The 21247-nt window shown below is 55.3% G+C and carries 22 protein-coding genes; 8 read left to right on the top strand and 14 right to left on the bottom strand.

The window, feature by feature from the left end; genetic code table 11:
- Positions 1 to 149 precede the first annotated feature (149 nt).
- Genes OHL23_RS22300 through OHL23_RS22280 form a run of 5 tightly spaced genes read right to left on the bottom strand, consistent with a single transcriptional unit; the run spans position 150 to position 5457 of the window.
- On the bottom strand, positions 150 to 1505 hold the full coding sequence (locus OHL23_RS22300; protein ID WP_263354209.1) for a TrbI/VirB10 family protein: 1356 nt from the start codon (positions 1503 to 1505) through the stop codon (positions 150 to 152).
- Between the two features lie 4 nt (positions 1506 to 1509).
- Positions 1510 to 2274 carry a TrbG/VirB9 family P-type conjugative transfer protein gene (locus OHL23_RS22295; protein ID WP_263354208.1) on the bottom strand — a complete coding sequence of 255 codons (765 nt, stop codon included), beginning with the start codon at positions 2272 to 2274 and terminating at the stop codon, positions 1510 to 1512.
- The gene (locus OHL23_RS22290; protein WP_263354207.1) at positions 2271 to 4775 is read right to left on the bottom strand and encodes a VirB4 family type IV secretion system protein; all 2505 of its coding nucleotides are present in this window, start codon (positions 4773 to 4775) and stop codon (positions 2271 to 2273) included. The genes OHL23_RS22295 and OHL23_RS22290 overlap by 4 nt, the downstream gene beginning before the upstream one ends.
- Positions 4775 to 5077: a VirB3 family type IV secretion system protein gene (locus OHL23_RS22285; protein WP_263354206.1), complete on the bottom strand. Its 303-nt coding sequence runs from the start codon at positions 5075 to 5077 to the stop codon at positions 4775 to 4777. The genes OHL23_RS22290 and OHL23_RS22285 overlap by 1 nt, the downstream gene beginning before the upstream one ends.
- A gap of 56 nt (positions 5078 to 5133) precedes the next feature.
- Positions 5134 to 5457, bottom strand: coding sequence for a TrbC/VirB2 family protein (locus tag OHL23_RS22280; protein WP_263354205.1), 324 nt, complete (start codon positions 5455 to 5457; stop codon positions 5134 to 5136).
- A 672-nt stretch (positions 5458 to 6129) separates the two neighbouring features.
- On the opposite strand from OHL23_RS22280, the gene OHL23_RS22275 reads away from it, so the two are divergent.
- Together OHL23_RS22275 and OHL23_RS22270 are read left to right on the top strand one after the other, a co-directional pair.
- Positions 6130 to 6351, top strand: a complete 222-nt coding sequence (locus tag OHL23_RS22275; RefSeq protein ID WP_263354204.1) for a helix-turn-helix domain-containing protein — start codon at positions 6130 to 6132, stop codon at positions 6349 to 6351.
- A gap of 198 nt (positions 6352 to 6549) precedes the next feature.
- Entirely contained in the window at positions 6550 to 7416 is an 867-nt protein-coding gene (locus OHL23_RS22270; RefSeq protein WP_263354202.1) for a type IV toxin-antitoxin system AbiEi family antitoxin domain-containing protein, read from the top strand.
- 110 nt (positions 7417 to 7526) lie between these two features.
- Here OHL23_RS22270 and OHL23_RS22265 read toward each other — a convergent pair whose 3' ends face one another.
- Positions 7527 to 8516: an Ig-like domain repeat protein gene (locus OHL23_RS22265; protein WP_263354201.1), complete on the bottom strand. Its 990-nt coding sequence runs from the start codon at positions 8514 to 8516 to the stop codon at positions 7527 to 7529.
- Positions 8517 to 8544: 28 nt separating this feature from the next.
- Here OHL23_RS22265 and OHL23_RS29215 point away from each other — a divergent pair, with 28 nt between their 5' ends.
- The gene (locus tag OHL23_RS29215) at positions 8545 to 8988 is read left to right on the top strand and encodes a hypothetical protein (protein ID WP_263354200.1); all 444 of its coding nucleotides are present in this window, start codon (positions 8545 to 8547) and stop codon (positions 8986 to 8988) included.
- Positions 8989 to 9246: 258 nt separating this feature from the next.
- Here OHL23_RS29215 and OHL23_RS22255 read toward each other — a convergent pair whose 3' ends face one another.
- The 8 genes from OHL23_RS22255 to OHL23_RS22220 form a co-directional block, all read right to left on the bottom strand.
- Positions 9247 to 9837, bottom strand: coding sequence for a helix-turn-helix transcriptional regulator (locus OHL23_RS22255; RefSeq protein ID WP_263354198.1), 591 nt, complete (start codon positions 9835 to 9837; stop codon positions 9247 to 9249).
- Between the two features lie 97 nt (positions 9838 to 9934).
- On the bottom strand, positions 9935 to 10567 hold the full coding sequence (locus OHL23_RS22250) for a YbhB/YbcL family Raf kinase inhibitor-like protein (RefSeq protein ID WP_263354197.1): 633 nt from the start codon (positions 10565 to 10567) through the stop codon (positions 9935 to 9937).
- 44 nt (positions 10568 to 10611) lie between these two features.
- The gene (locus tag OHL23_RS22245; RefSeq protein WP_263354195.1) at positions 10612 to 12756 is read right to left on the bottom strand and encodes an FUSC family protein; all 2145 of its coding nucleotides are present in this window, start codon (positions 12754 to 12756) and stop codon (positions 10612 to 10614) included.
- Between the two features lie 2 nt (positions 12757 to 12758).
- Complete coding sequence (locus OHL23_RS22240) at positions 12759 to 13976, bottom strand: efflux RND transporter periplasmic adaptor subunit (RefSeq protein WP_263354194.1); 1218 nt, start codon at positions 13974 to 13976, stop codon at positions 12759 to 12761.
- Between the two features lie 16 nt (positions 13977 to 13992).
- On the bottom strand, positions 13993 to 14256 hold the full coding sequence (locus OHL23_RS22235; RefSeq protein ID WP_263354193.1) for a YtcA family lipoprotein: 264 nt from the start codon (positions 14254 to 14256) through the stop codon (positions 13993 to 13995).
- Positions 14253 to 15737, bottom strand: coding sequence for a TolC family protein (locus OHL23_RS22230; protein WP_263354192.1), 1485 nt, complete (start codon positions 15735 to 15737; stop codon positions 14253 to 14255). Before OHL23_RS22230 ends, OHL23_RS22235 begins: the two co-directional genes overlap by 4 nt.
- 83 nt (positions 15738 to 15820) lie before the next feature.
- Positions 15821 to 17131: a threonine/serine exporter family protein gene (locus tag OHL23_RS22225; protein WP_263354191.1), complete on the bottom strand. Its 1311-nt coding sequence runs from the start codon at positions 17129 to 17131 to the stop codon at positions 15821 to 15823.
- A gap of 64 nt (positions 17132 to 17195) precedes the next feature.
- Positions 17196 to 17618: an SRPBCC family protein gene (locus OHL23_RS22220; protein WP_263354190.1), complete on the bottom strand. Its 423-nt coding sequence runs from the start codon at positions 17616 to 17618 to the stop codon at positions 17196 to 17198.
- A 45-nt stretch (positions 17619 to 17663) separates the two neighbouring features.
- Here OHL23_RS22220 and OHL23_RS22215 point away from each other — a divergent pair, with 45 nt between their 5' ends.
- Genes OHL23_RS22215 through OHL23_RS22195 form a run of 5 tightly spaced genes read left to right on the top strand, consistent with a single transcriptional unit; the run spans position 17664 to position 20871 of the window.
- Positions 17664 to 17903 (top strand): hypothetical protein, encoded by a 240-nt coding sequence (locus tag OHL23_RS22215; protein ID WP_263354189.1) that lies wholly within the window; start codon positions 17664 to 17666, stop codon positions 17901 to 17903.
- The gene (locus OHL23_RS22210) at positions 17900 to 18313 is read left to right on the top strand and encodes a DUF6950 family protein (RefSeq protein ID WP_263354188.1); all 414 of its coding nucleotides are present in this window, start codon (positions 17900 to 17902) and stop codon (positions 18311 to 18313) included. The genes OHL23_RS22215 and OHL23_RS22210 overlap by 4 nt, the downstream gene beginning before the upstream one ends.
- Positions 18310 to 19125, top strand: a complete 816-nt coding sequence (locus OHL23_RS22205) for a hypothetical protein (RefSeq protein ID WP_263354187.1) — start codon at positions 18310 to 18312, stop codon at positions 19123 to 19125. The genes OHL23_RS22210 and OHL23_RS22205 overlap by 4 nt, the downstream gene beginning before the upstream one ends.
- Positions 19109 to 20332, top strand: coding sequence for a fibronectin type III domain-containing protein (locus OHL23_RS22200; protein ID WP_263354186.1), 1224 nt, complete (start codon positions 19109 to 19111; stop codon positions 20330 to 20332). Before OHL23_RS22205 ends, OHL23_RS22200 begins: the two co-directional genes overlap by 17 nt.
- Entirely contained in the window at positions 20329 to 20871 is a 543-nt protein-coding gene (locus OHL23_RS22195) for a hypothetical protein (protein WP_263354185.1), read from the top strand. Before OHL23_RS22200 ends, OHL23_RS22195 begins: the two co-directional genes overlap by 4 nt.
- Positions 20872 to 21247 lie beyond the last annotated feature (376 nt).

Below are 21247 nucleotides of genomic sequence, written 5' to 3'. Positions count from 1 at the left end.
CGGGACTTTTGACGAGCAACGAGTAGATCACTGCGACCACCCGTTCGCATTGATGCGAATGAATGTCTTCATGACCGATATCAAGGGATGGTGTGAAGTAAACCATCCGTCGCTCATCAACTGGGGTACCGTGAAGCGCTTCCAAGCGATCATGAACGCCGTCGAATCGTCGGATACACAGCAGGCCTCTCGTGACATCTGGGATCGTCAGGGAGCTTATCTGTTGAGCACCCCGGGCGAAGCCTATAAGTCGCGACTTTATTCGAAGCGCGAAAACTTGAGATCTGAAATGATTCCTCACCAATGGCACCTCGTCTCCCCAGAAATGGAAGTGGCCTAGACGGCCACTTCCTCTTCGGAGTTGTTCTCGGGTTACCGGCAGCCCCGGTGACGAATGCCTGCGAGCCGCTAGTTGAAATCGTGCCTCCGCCCTCGGTAATTTCTCCCGCACCGGCGATGACACCCAAGGCAATCGAGGTACCGAATATTTCAAGGTAGTGATTGTTGACCTTGTCCTTCAGGCCCTCTTCGCCGATCTGGTCGAGGCCATGGAACTGGTCAAGGTCTACGCTGTAGCCGTCCGGCATAATCAGGCGGTGAAAGACTACGGCAATGCGCCGCTGCTGGCCGAAGCCAGCCGCACCAATCTTCTTGGCTTCGCCTAGCACCACCGTTCCCTCTGGGATGATGACGTGCTGATGGTCGTGCGAATACAACGGATTCGAGACTAGAACTTTTACCGCTCCTGCCGCATCGCCGTCAAGACGATTCATAAGAACGGTATCGAGAACCGAGCCCTCGTAAACGAGGTACGGCTGACCTGTGGCAGAATCAACATTTGCTTCCAGAGGGCGTTTGTAGCCCTCGGGCACTTCCTGCTGTTCGCCTGGGGCTCGTGGGGGAACGAGGCTACTGCCTGCCTGCCGTGAACCGGTCGGACCATACTGCGCGGGCATCATCTGGCCTGGGACTTGTTGTTGCTGTTGTTCGGACGGCCGGGAGTAAACCAGGTTGGAGGCAAAGCGAGATTCGTCGGCGCGTTCGCGCTCCTTCGCAGCAATCATTTGTGCCTGCTGCTGTTCGGGATTCACTTGCTGCATGTTGGCCTGCTGGGCTTGCGGGCAGGACTGGCCCGGAACGCAAGGCAGGGATGCGCCGGTCTGGCCATAGGCCGCTGCGGCGGCCTGTTGCGCGGACGTGGCAGACGCAAGAGCAGGATCTCCGCCGATCGCAGCGGCAAGCGCCGCTTGTTGCTGCTGCTTCTGACGTTCGGCCTGAAGCTGGTTCTTCAAGTCCTGCACGTTGTTGTCTGTGTTGTCCTGAAGGGTGGGTTGGGGTGGCTGACCCTTGGCCGCGGCCTGGGTGGTAGACTTTTTTCCGCCTGCGCTAAACATGGCTGCCGCGATCACCAGCGCGGAGGCTCCAAGGAAGATAAATGCCTTCATGTTCTTCTGAAGCACGCCCTTCGGGTCAATGGCTTTCACTGTCAATTCCGGCTCTGGCATGGCTCTACCCCTTCCGCGTGAAATCCATCCGCTTCTTCCCCAGCTCGACATAGCCCGAGTCCATCACCTTCGGGATGATGTACGTGCCATCGCGGAGGTCATAGGTGATGAGGTTGGGCTTTCCATCTTTCATCTCGTAGACGCTGAACTTTTCCTGGGCGTTGGTCTTGATGTAGGTGAACTTGTCGTCGTGGTAGATGGACTGGATGTCGAAGGGCGCTTCGTTGGCCTTGTAGACATAATCGAACTTCAACTCCATCGGGTAGGCGCTTTTATACTCGTCCACCGCCTGGCTGACATGGGACTGGAGCGCGGCAAGTTGCTCTTGCGTCCGCTCCAGTTGGGCGGCCGGGACGAACTGTGGAGGTCCGTTGGCCGCGACGATGGAAGAGTGGTCGGCGGGCTCGATCAGCACCTTCAAGTCCGGCGCTTCGGATGTGCCTGAAACATCCTGGAGCGTGAACGAATAGATGTTGCCCTTGTCCGTGATGAGGTTCAGATTGGAGCTGATGCCTGCCTTGGCCGGATGCACAAAGCAGAAGTTGCCGACCACATCCACAATCCAGAAGTCCTTGTCGCCGGTCGCCGCCTCCATGATCTTCTCAGTGGGCGGAACCTCGATCAAGGTCGTGTACTTCAACTTGGCGTGGATTGGAACGATGTCCTGTGAGTGGTACTGCACAGTACGGGCAGACGCATCTTGCGCGCGGGCCACTGCGGAGGAGAGAGTCAGAGCAATCCAGGCTATGAAAATGAATTTGCGATTCATACGACAGCTCCTTTGGGGGTGGAAGTTGCTGCGCCGGCCAGCGTGCGGGGCCGGAAGGGGAAGTCCGTAGCCAGACGGCGCAGCCCGTCGGCGATGCCAAAACGGTCGAAGTAGTCGCGCTTTTTCAGGTTGTCGCGGGCGTTGTTGGTCGCCATCCAATGCGAGACGGAATCGACGTTCAACTGAACTTTCTTGGAGGACTGAGCCTTGCGAATGAGCATCTGGCCTGGCGGGACAAGCCCGGCGATCAAATCCAGCTCGGTGTCATTCAGGTGGAAAGCCTCGCGGTACACGTCGCGGTCCATCTCCGGGTTCGCAAGGAAGATCTTCGTTGGACAGCTTTCGGAGACGATTTGCAACATGCCCGACTCCTGAAGCTCCTTGATGGACTGCGTGGCAAGGATCATCGCGGCATTGTGCTTGCGCCAAGTCTTCTGCGCCTGCACCACATAGTTACGAATGGTCTCGTTTTTGATGAAAAGCCACGCCTCGTCCAACAGGAAGAGCTTGAACGTTGCCAGCCTCTTCGGATCGGCGATCTCGTTCGATGCCCGGTGCAGGACATAAAACAGGAGCGGTTCGAACACCTCCGGGGCGTCGCCCCAACCGGCGAAGTTGAATGTCTGAAAACGGCTGAAGGAGAGCGTGTCCACGGCGTTGTCGAAGAGAAAGCCGTACTGGCCGCCGCGCGTCCAGCGGTGCAGCCGCTCCTTCAACTCGCCAATGATGTTGGCGAAGTTGGAGACGGTGCGCTGGTCCGGCTCCAGCATATACATGCGCTCGATTCCGTCCCACAGCCTGCGCTCCTCCTTGAAGTCGAGCCGGTAACGCTGCTCGTTGCCTTCAATGAGCACCCGAAAGAAGCTGAAGAGAAATTGCAGGTTCTCCTTGGTATCGGGGAGCGAAAACGGATTGATCGTGAAATCACGCGCCTCCTGGCCAACATTGAGGTAGGAGCCGCCGAAGATCGTCGTGAGCGACTGGAAGCTGCCACCGATATCGAAGATGAAGGTGAGCGGCGCATACTTCTGGGCGTTCTGCAGCAGGAAATTGCAGAAGTAGCTCTTGCCCGATCCGGTCATTCCGAGGATGAGCGTGTGCGCGACCTCGCCGTTATGCAGGTTGAGGAAGTAGGGCGTACTGTTGTCGGTCTCAAGCACGGCCAGGTACTCCGTGCCAAGATGGGCATTGGTCATCTCACCGGGGAGGATCGTAAACAGGAACGAGAGGTCGGCATAATTCGTGTTGAGCAGGTACAACTTGCGGAGGTTCAGCGCGTAATTGCCGGGAACCGTGGCAAAGTAGGCATTGAGCTGGTTGTACGTCTCGACAAACAGATTGCCGTCGGCATTGGTGAAGACCCCGGCAAACTCGCCCACAAGCTGGTCAATCTCGGGCTTCGAGTGGCCGCACAGCACAATCGTGAGCGAGAAATCGCCGAGCGATTGGCCGTCGCCCAACGCCCGCAGGCAGTCTCCGAGGTTCTCAATGTCTGCCTGCTTCGATTCATCGACGAGCACGTCGCGCGGGTTGGTCTTTGCGGGGTCGTTGCCCATCTGGGACACAAAGCCCGTCTTCGACATATTGAAATGGCGGCGGCGTTTGTTGACTTCCTTGCGGGCCTTATCGGTTGAGAGCGGCGTCCATTCCGTCACCACGTAAAAGTTGGCCGGGATCTTCAACAGAGAATCCAGCACCAAAGGCCGTGTCTCCGTAATCGCCTCCTTCATCGTCAAGATCCTGACAACGTGCTCGCCTACGCGCAGATGATCTCGCTCCGCTTCGACATTCGAATTCACCACTTGGTAGTCAAGAAACTGTGTGGATTGTGGCTTGCCCGCAATCCGCCACTCGTCGTAGTTCAGCAACCGGCGAAAAAAGTGAAGCTGGCCCAGTTGGTCAAGAGCGACAATTTGCACGAAGTCGGCGAGCTGCCGGGCAAATGCCTGCACGCGCTGTTCAAGCCGCGCAAGGTCGGCTTCGATCTGCGTCCGCAGCAGCGTCTTCATGCTGTCGTTGGTGAACTGCGCTCTTAGCTCGTCAATTGCCCCGCACGGATCGTGGAACAGGCGAGCGAGCGCAACACCAACACCCGTTTTCGACCGCGCCCCTTCAAGGACAATGCAATAGAAAATCTCAATTTGATAAAGATTGTCGCGCTTGTCCTCAAAGAACTGGCGCCGCTGTTCGATGGCGGCATCCACGACGGCGTCGTCATACGACGCGAAGGGGATGTCAGGCCGGTTCTTTTTGAAGAGATACTGATAGATGTGAAAGCCGGGGCCGAATGCCTTCAGCGCTGCCTCCAGCCGCTTGACCGCATATTCCTGTTCCGCATGGTCAAGGCTTTCGTAATCCACGCCGGGAACACGCATGACCACGCCCAGGTCGCCGCTCTTTGTCAGGAACGCCGTCTCATTCCAGAAGCCGTAGAGGTTGATGTGGTCGTTGAGGGACGCACTCTCTTTCCACGGCTTGATGACTTTGTCGAGGCGAAGCATCAGACCACCTCCACACGGGGGACACTCTGCTTGGCGGCGTCATAGCGCAGCTTGTAGCGCTCGGACTTTGCAAGGATGCGAAGGAATGCGGGATCGCTGTCCGTGACCCAATGCCCGAAGGCAAAGCCTCCGATAAAGACGGCGATGCCGGCGAGGATGGAGTTAAAGATGTTGAATGCGCCGACCGCGCCAACGCAGACAAAGTAAAACAAGGTGCGCTCGACACCCAGATACGTGAGGGGCTTATGCAGGCTCTTGAAGACCCGGTTGGTTCGGCGTGTTTGCGGCTTCACGGCTGTCATATGCCCCTCATTGTGCTCGCTGTGACGAAGGGGTGTGAGTGGACGGGCGAGATTGTTTACACGCCCCAAAGCCAACTCAGGACGTTCACAGCGAGGACGGCAATACCGGTACCAGCGGCGACACCGGCAAGCGCCTTCTTTGCGCCCGGTTCTCCGTGGGCAAAGCCATATCCGCCAATCACAATGGCAACCAGGCTTGCCACCTTTGCAATCGTGCCGGTGAAGAGGGTCTGGATGGCGGTGAAGCCGGTATCGAACGGCGTCCCGCTCTGCGCGTGAGCTGCCACAGGGATCACCAGTAGGGTGAGCAGTAGAAGGCCCGAGAAAGTAGGCCGCCAACCTGAACTCTTTACTCGGGCTGAACTATGAACCGTTTTCATGTTTGCACCTCCATCCGACCTGGATCTCGTCGGGTATGGCGCAAACCTACGGCTGCTTATCGCATATCGTCCAATGACTTTTTGTCAGCGGACTATTCCGTGGCGGAATAGATGCGTATCAGATGGTGGTAGGGTGGTGAAGCTTTACGCAAGATCATACTTGTTCAGGACCTGCGGTTCACCCGATCCGGCACGAATGAGGCTTGCCTCCACAACCGACTTAGCCAAGAATGAACACGAGAAGCTAGTTCCGTCGGTCAAGTCGATCTGGAGTTCCGTACCGTCCCCCGTATCTTTGTAAATCCGAAGCGCCTGAATCGTCTTACCTGATATATCTGAACACTCAATGTAGTCGCCCGTCATCCTTCCCGTCCTTTCGCCGAACAGAATGGTCTCTTTCGAGATGGGACACCGGTAAGCGTCTCATCAACGTAATCGAGTCTCTGCAACTGGCCAGGCTCTACGGGAAACCACTGCAATCCTTGCTTGCTTGAGACGAAGATATTATTGCGCGATTGCAGATGGAGAACCACCGTATTCGTATGAGCTGCGCAAGCTGAGGTTGCCATCTTTGCCCTCGCCGTGGTGGAAATCTGCGTCGCAACCGTGGCTGGTCCATTATCACACTCATCGTGTGTAGACTCATAGTGGTCACAATCCAAAGATTGGAGAGTGACCACTCCCTCGGTAAAGGCTCGATTTGGCTCCTCAGTGCGAAAACTTCGCGACGAGCGCGGGTTCTCGCAAGAGGAACTGGCCGAGCGAGCAGGGCTGCATCGCAATTACGTTGGTGGGGTCGAGCGAGGGGAGCGGAACGTCGCTCTGGAGAACATCGTCAAACTGGCTCGTGCGCTGTCGGTGGCTCCAAGAGAACTGTTCACGAACTTCCCCTGAGTCTTCATTTGGCCCTGGACGCATCCCTTTTATTTTATGTAGCTTACGCTCATTTTCGTTGCTGACGTGCATTATTATGTCTCAAAACACCTCAAATAAGGGTGTTTTGTTACATGAAATGGTGGCATTTGGCTTCCTGCGGTGCTATAGTCTTCATCGAAACACCTTCAATCTAGGGGTTTCGTTACAGAGAATCACATGGAATTCGCAACCAGATCACTCTCGGCTCAGGAAAGCAGAATCGTCCTCTCACTCAGCGAGAGCGGGCGGCGGGAGATCACTCGTGCCGAAATCTCCGATCTGCTTGGGAGCACACCGAAGGCGGCTGACCATGTCATCGAATCGTTACGCCGCAAGGGATGGTTGGAACGAGCGACCTGGGGCGCTTACCTCTTCATTCCTCCTGAATATGGACCAGATGCGCTCGGCAACAGCAATCTCCTTGCGCTCGCGAGTCGCATCACAAAGCGCTATTACATCGGGTTCGGAACGGCGGCTGCCCACTACGGTCTGACCACGCAGCACCGCAACGTAATCTTTGTGGTCACGCCGCAACGGCTGCGCGAACGCACAGTCGGCGGCTCAAGGGTTCAAATCGTCACTCAAGCAGAGAGCAAGTTCTTTGGCATTGCAGAGGTCGATGTGTTGAGCTACAAGGTCATGCTGTCCGACCGTGAGAAGACGGCCATCGACTGCATAGATCACCCGGAATTCACCGGAGGCGTTGGCGAAGCCGCCACAATCTTCGCTACCGCCAGTCGTCGCCGCTTTGATTGGGATAAAGCAGCAGACTATCTGGAGCGCATTGGCGCCGGCGCATTGGCACGACGCTTCGGCTGGTTGGCTGATTTCATCAAGGCGGATATGCCGTCGTCCGCGCGCGCGCGTATCGTCGATCTGGCCGCTCGTAGCCGTAAGACTTGGCTTGGCTCATCCCCTGAACACGTAGTACCACGCGCCATCGGGTATGACGAAACGTGGAGGATCTTCGTGAATGTTGCGCCTGAAGAGTTGCACAACCTCACCGGCTTAGGGCAGCACAAAGCCATCGAGAAGGGAAGCTAGAACGATGCTCACACTACCGCAAGTTCAACGCTTTGCCGTGGAATCAGGCCTGGGCGACATCATGATCGCGGAGGAGGAAGTCGTTCTGACATCCTCCCTGTGATTGCTTTCTATGGAAGGCTAATCGTTGTCGTTTGGTTTCCTGCCGCGCAAGCCGCCGACAAATCAGTTGGCGCATAGGTCGCGGTGATGGTGTACTGACCGGCCGACGCAGTGGGGAATGTTATGGTCCATGGGCCACTCCCGTTCTCTGTTGGGGACAGCGTGGGAGTGACATCGTTCCCATTCATAGTTACTCGTGCGCTGAGAGTTCCGAGGCAAGTTCCACCAGTGCTGGATGCGGTTACAGGAACTTTTGCGGATGAATTCGACTCGACTACTGCTGTTTTAGGACCGATCGTCAGACTAACCGGTTTTGGCGGGGATGAAACGATCACTCCTGAAAAGGTAACAATGTCTGATTGCATAAACTTGTCACCTCCGTCATAAGAAATCATCAGGTCGTATGTTCCTGGATCGAGCTTGGACAGAGCGTCGGCGTTAATTGTAGCCGTACCAGTGCCATCTATAGTTGCTTGAAGCTTCTTGACAACAGCAGCGGCGTTCTTGAAAGCAAACGTGACGGTTCCTGTAGGAACTCCACTATCGGGGTCAGACACTACATGGACACTCAATGTAGTGTTTTGCTTTAGCTTGTTGGCGTCGAGAGAACTCGCCACGTCATTTTTATCAATTTTCGTTTTTACAGTTTCAAAGACGAAGTTGACTGTCAGCGGTGTCTTGAAGAATTTGGTGTCAGAGAACGTCATGGTAGTGACTGATCCTGGTGGCACAGTCAATATCTGAGCCAGGCTCGGAATGGTTGCTAAAACAGTTGGTAACGTCTTGCTCGCAAATGTCTGGGCCGCGGCTGGGGGAACGGCGGCGGGAGTCTGGCTAACTGTGAGGGTGTCGGGAGCCGAAGGATCAGTGAAGTAATACACGTTAACTTTGGCCGATTGATTGTTCTGATTGCCAAGCGGGAAATTGCAATTGTTGAGATTGGAGTAGGTGCAGGAGAAGGTATAGGAGGACTGATTCGGTGAATCTGTTGCTTGCATAATGAGTCCGACGCCGGTTCCGGAGAGTGTGACTGAGGTAGACCCTTCCAAGTTATCGCCGTCGAAGGTCAGGGTAGAGGTGATCTGGCCGACTCTTGTAGGTTCGAAGCGAACGGCGATGACACAAGAGGAATTCGGCGCAATCGTGAATGCCGTCTGGCCGTCCGAGGCCGTTGTGCCGCTGCCGGATATACCGCAGTTGCTCTTAGATGTCTCCACGGCGAAGTCTGTGGAGCCGGAAGGGGACGCAGCTCCGCTCGGCACAATCTTGAAGCTGTGGATATTCATTGTAGTGGAGCCAGTGTTGCTGATGGTGAATGCCTGCACATCCCCGGTACGCTGGTTGAGGTCAGAGAAGTCGAACTTGGGATTCGTTGACGTAAGAAAGATGGGTGGCGAAATGAACTCGGGTGCAAAATTCAGAGTGGTCTTGTTAAGGGATAGAAGGGTTACGGTTCCTCAGTGGTTCTGATCTCCACATTGAGGGGGCCATCTTCACCGCATTTGGGGCAAGTGAATATGCCTGACGTTAGCGCTCTTCCTTCACAGGCCTCTCTCCTGGAAATTGCCCTGCAATGAACGCAGACGTGGACATGGATCAGTTTCCCGTCATCGGCCGGCGTGCAGTTCATAACACTCCCTGTCAATAGCTTTGGTTACGCACCCTACTGCGATGTGCGCACTATGGTGTATTCCAAGTGGCTTACCAACCCCGCTGTGCACCTACCTATCATCTGGTCAACCTTCGATCACGCCGCATATTGGCTCGGTATGTACTTGGCGCGACGCCAAAAGTTCTCTTAAAGAGGCGGCTCAGATGACTGTCGCTAGCAAATCCACATCGAAGAGCAATCGTCGTAATTGACTGCACCGATGTCGATACCAGGGCAAGCGCATGCTCCAGACGGCGTTGTAAGAGATATTGGTGGGGCGTCAGTCCCGTGAGTTGTCGAAAGGAGCGAAGAAAGTGGCCTCGGCTATAGCCGGATGTCCTCGCCATGCTGTCGATGTCATGACGTCCGATCGGATCAAACTCTATCTCCTCAAGGACAGATCGAACGCCGGCCTGAATGGACCATTTTTGAGTCGCAACAACTAAGCGACTTCGCAGCGCCGCGATCCGAATTTCTGCGGCGCTCTTCAAATGGTCCAGATAGACAGATCCTGTCGGAACACCGTCCTTTGCTTCCTGTTCCAAAAGCGCCACTATCTGGCGCATCGGGAGGTCACTTCCGATATATGGATTGTCCCCCAATATCTCCTTGAGGCTCGCGACTTCTAGAACCCGCGATTTCTTCGCTCTTTTTGATTTCGCCTCCATACTCCTCTCCAATAATGTCGAGGGGATCTTGTCAACGTCCGCTCTGACATGAGCGCGGTCGCCACGCAGCCTCGCATAGACCAGGAGCTAACGTGTCTTAGTGAGGAAGTAGTGAAGGATTCAAAGTGTAGGTTCCAGTCAGGCTCGCTTCGGCTAGAACGTGGTCTGCTATGCTGCCGCGAACATTTTGACCGGTAAGATCCCCTTGAACAGACACATGTGTGACATCCAGCGCGTATAAAGTGAAGACGTAGTGATGAATGAGGAGATCGTTCCAGGGAGGGCACGGTCCATCGTATCCGTGATATGTCCCCTTCATGTTTTCGTCGGTGGCAAACCACTTGGTGTAATCGTTGATCCCGTGACGAGCGTTTTGCGGAGCTTCGGGACCGGGCTTGCCGTGTGGCGTGATCCCATCGCTGTGACTGCCCGCGGGGATTTCGCGCAAAGTGGCAGCAATGTCCATTAGTATCCAGTGAAAAAAGGTGTCGCGTGATTGAGAGACCGGGATTGAATGGCCCTCTTTATTCACGTCCTTGATATCGACAGGAACATCGTAATCGTGACAAATCAAGACAAATGATTTGGTCTCCGAAGGCACCTCACTCCACTTGAGGTGAGGGTTGCGGTTTGAACTCAAAGCGATGTGGTGTTGAGGGTCGATGACGGCAAAGGCAAACTCTCCGGGGATCGGCTCTCCATCTTTGAAACTGTTACTAATCAATCGCATTTTCATGTCCTCTCTCTTGTTGTGATTTGGTTCCATGTATGGGTTTACTCTGAGGCTCCGACGTACTGCATTTCTTGATGGAGAGACCGCAGGGTCTCGACCATCCTTCGCGATAGAAGAACAAATGTGTTCAAGTGACCTTCGAGGGAATCATCGGACTGAATTGACTCGTATTCATCGACTGTTTGCTGCAATTGCTCTATGAGCAGCTCTGGACTGTCGCCGACCTCATCCGCGCGACCATCCACACGGTCCGCCATAATCCTGAGGATTCGGGCTGCTCTTGCATCGAATGCCTTTTGAAGATCTTCAATGGGCGCAGGCAATTCGAAACCGGGAAGCCGGAGCCGATATTTCAACAAATTGATACGTGCCAGAAACAGCAAACGAACTCTGAGTTGCCAGCCAAGCAGCTTATGCCCGAAGGCGAGATCGCGATCACGAGTGGGGCCGAATTCGAGTGTCACACCGTCCGCGAGCTGCCGTATTTTCTCGAAATTCGAATTTATCGTTTCCCGCAATGTGTAGGCCTCTTCGATTCCTTCCCGCCGATCACTCGTCAGAGGCGCCTCCATCAGGTTTCCCATAAGCTTCAACGTCGAGACGAAAGTCTTCCTGATTGCCCCGACAGTGGTTCGTCCAGCCAAATTGTCGAAGACTAACCACATCGCAGACAGCCCAAGAAGAATTCCGACGACTCGGTCTCGGGCCACGGCCAGCGAAGTCTGGAACTTAAATTCCTCCAAGTTGATCAGATAAAACGCTATGAGGATCTGATTTCCAAAATACGATATGCGCGGACTGGCCGTAACAAACCACGCCCCCACGATTGACACTGCGACAAACAGCAGGAGAAAACTGGTAATCGAATCCATCGCAGGAAGAATAAACACCTGGGCGCCAAATCCAATAAGAACTCCCCCTACGATCGCGCCACTGAATCGAAGAATCTGCTTTTGCCGGGATGCGCCAACCGTTGTGAGCGCGGTGAGGAAGCAAGTGGTTACAGCTGTGCTGATCCCTGGCCAGTCGATCAGACTGTAGGTGAGATAGCATATGCAAGCTGCCAGGCCTCCGCCGATGGCGAAGCGGCTATGATCCGGGTTTGAGAATGCGTCTGGGAGGAACAGCTTGCGACTGGGTTCATTCGTCTGTATTGACGCCAAGTAGTCTGGTGTCTCAGCGCCTGACAGGGTCTCAATAATTAATGCCGTAGTGAGGCCCATCTCAGACAAGAGAGGACCGGTTTCGCCGTTGTCGATCGTGTCCCGACCTAGCATCGGCAAATGGCCCGAGTCACCACGCAAATAATCCACAACGGATCGAAGTTGACTGGCAAGCCTCTTCATCTGCCTTTGGGCTGATGAGGAGGAACCGCTCAGAATTAGAGGGAGGGTCGAGGCCAAGTCGACTAGCCTTCCAACCAGCGCGACTACCGTCCCCATTTGCTGCACGTAGCCACGGGCGTAGCCCGAGCGCTGGAGATCGCGACGCATGCGCGATGTTCCCAGCGCAACCAGCCTTTCTATATTCAGTTCCCTGGCGTTGTCGGAGATGCCGACAGATAGCGATCGTAAAAGTGACGCAGTTCCGTCAAGTCGTTCTATCAGGGATATCGTTACCGCGTCGATCGGCTGCATGCTGGCATAAACTATCTCGATAACAGCCGTGATGATGGTTGCGAAGGAAATAACCCCTATCGCCCAGAGTGTGCTCTCCACTTTTGCTTCCGAGCGGACATGCTGATCCCAAAGCGGTGTGGTGATGATGATGAGATAACCAAAACGAGCGGCTACGCCGGAGTTTGCCAGTGCGCTGAGAGCAAAGAAAATCGAAAAGAACACGCACAGGACCCAAACCAAACGCAATACAGGCTCCCCAGAAACGATGATCTCCCCGACCAATACGATCGCCACCGCTGCGGCAAAGCCAATAACCAAGACTTTGACTGCCTCAATCGTTCTTGCGGGACTCTCGCGTGTGATTGTGAGCGCAAAAATGGCACCGTAGGCGCCATAGGGGATGCGAAAAATCATTGTGATAAGCATGACGATGGTGGCCGCAATCACCATGCGCGCCACCATTGCCCCTCGCCCGGGATAAGGCGCAAGTTCCTCACGGAGCAAAGTCGTGAGCCACGCAAAATGCGTGGGCCGTGCGGCTACCGATTCTTGAGCATTGACAACCATATTCAGTGTCCGCGAATGGTGGTTACCGCGGTTTCTCCGATCCGGAACAATTCGGGCGGCGGGTTTTCAACGCGCACCCTTACCGGGTATCGCGCGGCCAGATGTACCCAGTTGAGTGTGCGTTGGACGTCAGGCAATCCAGGCCCGAGGCGGCCGAGCACATCGGCATCTGGCGTTACGCCAAACCCGATGCTGTCAACTACACCTTGAAAGCGCTCGTGAGGACGCGACAGGATATAGACATCGGCAGCCATGCCCGGATGGATGTGATGAAGCTGCCCTTCTCGAAAATTCGCCAAGACCCACCATGTACGTGCATCGATTAAGACAAATATCTGCTGTCCGACATGGGCATACTCTCCTTCCGAAATAGTGAGGTTCGTAACCAGAGCATCGAAGGGGGCGTACACCTTACAGTTGTCGAGGTTGTATCGGGCCGTTTTGACCTGGGCAGCACGTTCGCCACGCTGGCTAATCAGCGGATCAAGCGTTAGAACGGAATGTTGTGCCTGCTGATGCTGCGCGTGGCTTTGTTCGACTGAGGCAACTGCATGCGAGTACTGGGCGGTCGTCGACTTAACTTCAGCTTGAGCCATCGTTAGCTGTGACTCTGCCTGCTTCAGCGCTTCTGCCTGAGCGGTCTCCGTGGTGCGCGCGCGATCGACTTGATCCACGGTTACGAACTGTCGCTTGAGTAGCGGCTCGAGACGCTGTAGGTTGTCGCTCGCATAAGTCCACTCGGCTTTCGCCCGCGCAACACCTTGCTCGGCGTGAGTTACATCTGCGTTGGATTGTTCGATGGCCGCCGTCCAGTGTTTGACATCAGCTTCGGCAGTATCGACTCCCGCTTTGGCGACAGAAACGCCACTCACCTGTGCCGCAATGCGGCGCTGCTCATCTTGAATCTGTCCTTCCAGAACTGCCTGCTCGGACAGGGCGCGCTCATACGCATACTCGTACGGCCGGGAGTCGACCGCAAAGAGCACCTCACCTTTCTTTACGAACTGATTGTCTCGGACCTTCAGCTCTAGAATCGGTCCTTCTACTTGAGGAGCTATGCCGATGAAATTGGCGAATACCTCCGCATCATCAGTGCGCGGATGATGATCCGAACGCCACAGAACAGCTAACCCAAGTGTCAACGCCAGGATCACAAGAACGAATGTGGTCCATCTCTCGAACTGCCTATGTACATTCATCTCTATCTTTGGAGGGGCCACTTGTTTCTCCTCAGAATCAATACAGGATTAACCAGACACTAAAGGTGATGACAATTGCCAAACAGGGATAGGCCAACAGCGGAAAGAGCAGGTTGACATGCCGACGGCCCAGAATCATTCGCACGATAAGGGACAGCAGTCCGCCGACAGCAATACACACAAGCCATGCTGGAAATAACGACCCCATGATGTCGTACGCGGGAGCCTGCGAACAACCGTCGAGGAAGACGAAGGAGAGGACTATTAAGCAGATCGGAGGTGGCTCAAATGTTCGCTTCATGGCTGTGACCTCGGGCGATTGGGCTGAATCGTCTCAGCCGTCTCAAAGGCAAGAGCAGCAAGCGCTGTGAGAACTTGGGCGCGTGCGAGAACGTCGGTTGATCGAGCACGGGCCAATGCTTGTTGAGCTTCCGTCACATCGAGCAAATTGCGCACACCGGCGTGATAGGAAGTGAACTCAGCGGTGTACGACTGGTCGGCTGCCTTTAACAAAGCGGAAGCCGCCTCACGTTGGCGGAATGCGGTTTTGAGATTTGAATAGGCGGTCCAGACCTCGTTTTGAATTTCGTCCTGCGTTACGGCGGCGTTTGCTTGCTCAGCATGAAGCTGAGCGACAGCTTCTGCGGTGCGGTGTCTGCGCGCACCGCCGTCGAATACATCCCACCTTAGCTGGAAGCTGACATTTCCATTCAAGCCAGCCGTGAACCCCCAAGGAAAGGTTTGTTGGAGACCATATAGAGCTTGAGGCTCGGGGTACACATGGACTTGTAGCGTTGGATAATATTCGGCTCGCGCCTCTTTTAGTAGCCCCGTCGCCGCCCGAATGGCCGCAATCCTCTGCATTAGGTCCGGACGATGGTCTAGTGAGCGATCTATCAGCGTGTCAACTGAAGTCTCTACTGAATCTGGAATACTAAGCTCATCGATCGGTTGAACCGTGATCGTCGAAGCCGGCGAACTTCCCAGAACTGTCAGCAGATTCCCGCGAGCAACCTCCTCGCTGCCCACTGCAGCCTGTAGATCGTAGACCGATCTCGCCGTGACCGCGCGGGTTTCGAGTACATCCGGCAACGTCCCCAGACCATTGTCCAAACGCGCTTCTGCTGCCTGCTGAACGGCCCGCGCGTTTTCCAGGGCTGCTCGGGCGGCTGCCACCTGTCCGGTCGCGTTCAGTAGTTGGTAATAGGAAGTGGACACCTCGTAGATCAGACGCCGCTGCACATCGTTGAACGCGAAGTTTGCTTGTAGAAGATCTCCTCGTGCGGCATCAATACGACCGGACCGAGCCCCAAAATCAAAAATGGTGTAATTCAAATCCAGCGGCAGTTCCAGGTCCGCAGTTGTCTGACGATAAAAGCGCGTGTCCAGATATACCTCGTCCCGGTTCGCACTGGCGATAGCCAGAGCCGCGATGGTTGGGTATAGTTCACTCTTTGCAACTCCGAGTGCCTCCGCTTGTGCGCGAGCTCGCTGCCAGGCCAGCTTCGTCTCTGGGTTAAAAGATTCGGCGCAATCGATAAGCTCTGCAAGTGAGTACGTCTTGTCTGCATTCGGCGCAAACATGGTGAGCGGTACAAAATGCGACTGCTTTCGAAGATCGCCTTCAATAGGGGCGTGCCACGGGGCATTCGGTAATTGAGGTGCAGTTTGTGCCATTCCAGAGCCTAAAATAGCCATCCCCATCACCCCAATCACCATGACGATGCGGCCGTCAGATCTACTCGCAGATAGTTTGTGAAACAGCGCATTCATGCTCATCATTCGGCAAGCCTAGGAGCTTTGTGAGGGATTCGAGTGCCATGCCAGCTCTTATCGCCTGAAAAGCGAGTAACCAATGGACGGATCTATGTGCTCTCCGAAGAGCACTTAATTTGAGGTGAAACGATCGGTCGAGATTTATGTTGACGCGGTTTGATAGGAAAGAACAGAGAGATTGCCAGCCCCACAGAGATCGCGAGCGCAAGCAACGCAGCGGTCCCGAGTGCAGCCAAGGTTTCCGCCTGCAATTCCGCAGACGCGAGTGCCTGCAAGTGGGTGATCTGGAGAAACCCGATGACAAACCGAAACGCAAACACGCCCGGCACCATAGCGAGAACACCAGGGAAAGCGAACGTAGAGGCTGATGTTGCGTATCGCCTTGCAAACAACTGAGCCATCGCTCCCGACACCGCGGATGCAATGAGCGTGGCGCACACCATGTCCAGACCTAAATGCATCAGAGCGTTACGCAAAGTGTGGCCGCACAGTCCGCAGACCACACAACCCCACGCAACGCGGTAGCCAACATTGAATAGAAACACAAAGCCGATTGTGGTCACCGCTGTGAATAGAGCATCTTCTGCGAGCGGTAAGAGCGTCATAGAGCCGACAACAGGTATCCGAACTCCTGTGATGAAAGTCGCCACAAACAGGCCCAAGGCTATGCTTCCGGTGACGCAGGTGAAAAATGTCAATCGGGATTCGGCGAGGTGGATGTTATTGCCTAACGCGTCCCGAATTCCGTTGATCAAGGGAACGCCTGGCACTAGAATCATCGCGGGCGCGACGAGTGAAAGATACCCGTTATAACTAGGATGAATCCGAATCCCGATTCCGCCAACGATGCCACTACTTAGAGCCGCCAGGAAGGGCACAACTAACCCATTTAGGCCGAGTCTAACGAAGCGCTGACGCACCAGCGTGCCAGCAGTCGCAGCGACGAAGACGACCAAGAAAATGTACCAGTCTCCTCCGAATATGCGAGAAAGCGATGCAGCAGACATTCCGATTGCGACAGCAACTAGCCATGCTGGATAAAGTGCTCGGCCATTCTTTAACTCTTCAAGCCGATGCAACACGCTCCGCCATTCAAGAGGGACTCGTTTGAGGTTCTCTATTTCTCGATTTACATAACCGATCAGGGTCATATTCACGATGGGCGCGGGCAGGTGATGTCCGATCCGAGTTGCAACGACTCCTGCCGCCTCTGTATTGACAACAAGCGTTTCGAGCGTGATGATCACGCTGACTTCGTAACCCAAAGCGCTGCCAGCGTCCGTTAGCGATGTGTAGATATGTCTCGTCTCTGCACCGTTCACAAGGAGAAGCGCGGCGATCACGAGAGACAACTCTCCCGCCTCTGATGCCGTGATCGCGCTCGCCGCTCCAATACTCATCAAAGACTCTCCAGTTGAAACTCGGCTGCAAGGGAGACTGGGTTTCCCCTGTCTATTGCAATGTTTAGTTGAATGCGGGATCAGGGAGGCCCGACTCCGCGTACTTATTCAGGTGTCCCATGAGGATGCCCCATAGAGTGTTGCACTTCGTGAACTCGCTATGCCCATCGGGCCAGCCCTCGTGATCGCACTCCACGACAGAACTCTGATTGCCTTTACCGGACACAGCAAATGTAACCCTGGTGCCGACTGCGTCTCCGGGACCGTCGATGCACTCCCAACGAACGAGTGAGTTCGGTTTGAGGTCGATGAACTTCCAGCGAAACGGTTCTTTTCCGGCAAAGGTGAAAACGACCTCGTGATTTTTTCCCGCTGCGCCTTCGATTGTTGGGGTGTACCAGCTCTTGAGGCCCTCAACTGTCGAGAGGGCTTTGAAGACCCGGTCTTGAGGAACGTCGATTGTTATCTTGTGCGAGGAAGTTGCCATATTATCCATCCTTTCAATTCTTCCGTAGTTGTTGGAGTTAGGAACGTGATTGGCCGGAACTTCTCCGTCACGATCACACTTGAGAACGTCTTGGTTGACCTCAATCGGGCCGTCGAACGCTATTACACCGATGTGGACCAGCGGACATATCTAGCGCCGATTCTCACCACGTTAGGACTGCCTTCAACCACCGTCGACACCGGTGGGCAATATGTCGTTGGAATCCAGAACCAGATCATCTACTGGGGTGTCACCCCGCAATCTTCCAACAATGTGCTCGCATGAGATACGACGACTGGCCATCAAGACTTCACGGCTATGTTGAGTCGCAGCAAGACGCAAAGTTTGCTTATGGCCGCTTCGATTGTGGTCTTTTCGCTGCCGGATGTATCGAAGCCATGACCGGCGAAGACTTCGCCTCGGACCTCAGAGGCTACACGAGCGGCTGTCAGGCGAGGGAAGTGTGTAAGCGTCTGTGCGGCTCGGCATCCATCCCCAACCTGGCCGAGTACATAGCAGCTAGACACAACCTCAAGGCCGTTCCCATTCTCCACGCACAGCGCGGCGACCTCGCCATCGTCAAGGATCGACGCTTCGGCATCGTCGCCTTGAATGGCACAGAGGTTATGGTTCCTGGGCGAATTGGTGTTCTCAGGTTCCCGCTTACAGACGCAACAAAGGTTTATCGGATATGAGCAAGGGCGCACTAATCGAGATTGGGATGGGCGCGGCGGCCATCGCTGCGGGTATCTTCATCCCCGGCATCGGCGCGGCTCTGTCGACTGAGTTGATCTCCGCTGGCGCATCAATGGCCGCTGGTGGAGTCATCTCGGGTATCGCCTCGCTTTCTCCGACCGGAGGCGTCTCCGGCGCAATGCGCAATCCAATCGGAGCGCATAACTACCAGTTCGGGACCTGCTCGATTGCGGGAACGACTGTCTTTGAAACCGCGAACAACAACACCGGCGGCGGGACTACTTCTGATGATAAGCAACTTCACCTTGTTCGCGCGCTAAACGCGCATCCCTCCGCTATCGGCACCTTCGGCACGGACACCAGCACAGATTGGCAGTTGTATGTCGGTGGCAAGCCATGTGTGATGGAGGCGCATGGAACTGGATACCTCAGCGTCTCACCGACGCAGCAGCAGATTTCCATCACATCTATCAGCCGGAGCGGTGGCCTGGTCACCGTCAAACTATCGAGCGGACTGGCCAATGCGAATGGAACGACCGTCTACGTCAAGGATGTAGCGGACAACACTTACAACTGCATCTGCATCATCACACAGCCGGACCCTGCCGATGACACGACGTTTACATACGTCTGCGGTGGGATCAATGGAAGCTCGACAGGCGGCATACTTGGCACGGCCTACGAGGACGTGGGTGGGCGTGTGTACGTGGAGTTCCTGGACGGCAACCATACTAGCACCTTCCCGACGCTGCTGGCCTCCGGAACGCAATGGGGTCCTACCGATCGCAGCCTATTTGAACCTTCCCCGTGAGAACGGCGGATTCGGGCTCCAGTACGGCACAGACATCAACACAGCTCAACTGATCGCCGCTTCGAACATCTGTGATGAGGTTGTAACTCTGGCCGAAGGCGGTACCGTACCTCGCTACACCTGCAACGGCTCTATCCAGGTATCACGAGGGCGCGGCTCAATCCTGCAAGACTTGCTCTTGTCGTGCGCTGGCCGCATCAGCTTCAGCGGCGGGCAATACTCGATATTCCCCGGTGCGTGGGTCACTCCGTCTGAGAGTTTCACCGCTTCTGATTTTGTTGGACCGGTTGAATTCAAGGTATTGCTGTCTTCGCGCGACGTTGCCAACGGAGCCAAGGGCGTCTACACCAGTCCAGCCAACAACTGGAATGAGGCGGATATTCCGCCTTACACCCAGGACACGCTGCATGGGTATACGACGAATCAGTACCTGACTCAAGACAACAACGAAGCTCTGTACCTGACTCAGAACCTTCCATTCACGACAGACCCGGCGACAGCGCAACGCATTCTCAAGATCTACATGATGCGGACGCGGTTCCAATACCGCGTAACGGTCAGGCTTTCGATGAAGGCTTTTGTCTGCACACCGTTGGACGTAATCACGCTCACTAACCCAAAGTACGGGTGGAACAACACAACGTTTGAAGTGTTGAGCGCGACCATGATCAATGAGTCGAACTCGGACAATCCACGCCTGTACATGCAGCTTGACCTTGCTCTGACAGACCCGTCCATTTACGACTGGTCGACTTCTGAGGAATTGAGCGCAACTGGATACATTCAGCCTGACAACACGGGCGGGACGCATACGGCCACGCAGCCGAATTCACTGACCTTGTATTCCGGTCCAGGCGAGACGGTTGGAGGCACGACGTATCCCAGCACCATCCTATCGACGGCCAGCGGCATCAACAGAAACAGTCTGTTGGTAACCTGGGTTCAGCCGAATGACATCTTTGTCACGAGCGCGGGGCACATTGAAATCCAATATCAGTTGAACGGTTCATCCACATGGATTGACGCTGGTAAAGTCTCCGGGAACGCCACCAGCTTCACCATCCCAAACGTGACCGAAGGCTCCGAATACAACGTACAGATACGTTCGGTGAACATGGTTGGGACCACCAGCGCGTGGGTTAGCGCCGGGCCTGAGACTATCTCTGCAGCCACGTCCAACATAGCTGTCTCGGCTATCGCGGGTTGAGCCTTAGCGCCATCTCGGGCACTCTTCCGGCGGCAAGCGTCGCGGGCTTGAGTTCGGTGGCAACTACTGGCGTACTGGCCGCGTCGAACATCACCGGCAATCTTCCCGCCTCGCAGGTAAGCGGTCTGGCAAGCGTGGCGACAACCGGCGTACTGCCAGCTTCAGACATCAGCGGCACTATCAGCGCTTCGTCTCTGCCTTCTGCACTGGCAACACTGAGCAGCACGGCGACCGCAACCGCAACCGTCGCTGTGGGTGCTACCGCCCAGGTGGGCACAGGTGCAGCGGCTACGGTTGCAGGCAGAGGGTTCTCAGGGGCGATCACCTTAACGACCGGGACAGGCACACTCGCGCCTGGCGCTCTCTGCACGGTGACATTCTCTGCGGCTGCTGCAACTGCTCCGCTCGGCGTCGTTGCGACGAACGGGACGGCGATCACTGAGCTTGAATGGTCAACGACCACGAGCACTCTCACCATTAGCTCGACGGCTGCCCTCGCACCATCGACCACATACACGATTGGATACTTCCTCTCTTAACTGGGCCGAACGATACCGAACAAAGGCGTTATCTCTATGGACGAAATCTCGCAACTTATATTGACCGAACTTCGGGAATTCAGGCAGGCCGTAACCCAATGGCAGCAAGATACCGGGGAGCGGGTGGCAACGCTGGAAACATAGGTGAAGTCAGGCATCCCCGGTAATGGTCAGCCGTCGCGCCTGGCCGTGGTAGAGAAGAGCGTTGAGCAGCTTAACCGGTTCAAATATTGGCTATAGGGTGCCGCAGCGACTATCTCCGTAGTTGCTCATTACGTGCTGCCTGGGGGTGGCCGATGACGGACTTCTTCAAACAATGTGGAGTCTGGTTTCGGAGCGTGGTCTCGGAGCCCGATGGTACCGGGTCGATTCACAA

This window comes from Acidicapsa acidisoli (assembly GCF_025685625.1).
Taxonomy (GTDB): domain Bacteria; phylum Acidobacteriota; class Terriglobia; order Terriglobales; family Acidobacteriaceae; genus Acidicapsa; species Acidicapsa acidisoli.
The sequence above is the reverse complement of the archived record's forward strand: the minus strand, read 5'-3'. Positions and strand labels throughout refer to the sequence as shown.

Coding starts and splice junctions, on each gene's coding strand:
- OHL23_RS22265 (WP_263354201.1), bottom strand. CDS start 8,516: ATGCAAGCAACAGATTCACCGAATCAGTCCTCCTATACCTTCTCCTGC.
- OHL23_RS22290 (WP_263354207.1), bottom strand. CDS start 4,775: ATGCTTCGCCTCGACAAAGTCATCAAGCCGTGGAAAGAGAGTGCGTCC.
- OHL23_RS22255 (WP_263354198.1), bottom strand. CDS start 9,837: ATGGAGGCGAAATCAAAAAGAGCGAAGAAATCGCGGGTTCTAGAAGTC.
- OHL23_RS22270 (WP_263354202.1), top strand. CDS start 6,550: ATGGAATTCGCAACCAGATCACTCTCGGCTCAGGAAAGCAGAATCGTC.
- OHL23_RS22250 (WP_263354197.1), bottom strand. CDS start 10,567: ATGCGATTGATTAGTAACAGTTTCAAAGATGGAGAGCCGATCCCCGGA.
- OHL23_RS22210 (WP_263354188.1), top strand. CDS start 17,900: ATGAGATACGACGACTGGCCATCAAGACTTCACGGCTATGTTGAGTCG.
- OHL23_RS22235 (WP_263354193.1), bottom strand. CDS start 14,256: ATGAAGCGAACATTTGAGCCACCTCCGATCTGCTTAATAGTCCTCTCC.
- OHL23_RS22300 (WP_263354209.1), bottom strand. CDS start 1,505: ATGCCAGAGCCGGAATTGACAGTGAAAGCCATTGACCCGAAGGGCGTG.
- OHL23_RS22230 (WP_263354192.1), bottom strand. CDS start 15,737: ATGATGAGCATGAATGCGCTGTTTCACAAACTATCTGCGAGTAGATCT.
- OHL23_RS22245 (WP_263354195.1), bottom strand. CDS start 12,756: ATGGTTGTCAATGCTCAAGAATCGGTAGCCGCACGGCCCACGCATTTT.
- OHL23_RS22225 (WP_263354191.1), bottom strand. CDS start 17,131: ATGAGTATTGGAGCGGCGAGCGCGATCACGGCATCAGAGGCGGGAGAG.
- OHL23_RS22220 (WP_263354190.1), bottom strand. CDS start 17,618: ATGGCAACTTCCTCGCACAAGATAACAATCGACGTTCCTCAAGACCGG.
- OHL23_RS22205 (WP_263354187.1), top strand. CDS start 18,310: ATGAGCAAGGGCGCACTAATCGAGATTGGGATGGGCGCGGCGGCCATC.
- OHL23_RS22295 (WP_263354208.1), bottom strand. CDS start 2,274: ATGAATCGCAAATTCATTTTCATAGCCTGGATTGCTCTGACTCTCTCC.
- OHL23_RS22285 (WP_263354206.1), bottom strand. CDS start 5,077: ATGACAGCCGTGAAGCCGCAAACACGCCGAACCAACCGGGTCTTCAAG.
- OHL23_RS22280 (WP_263354205.1), bottom strand. CDS start 5,457: ATGAAAACGGTTCATAGTTCAGCCCGAGTAAAGAGTTCAGGTTGGCGG.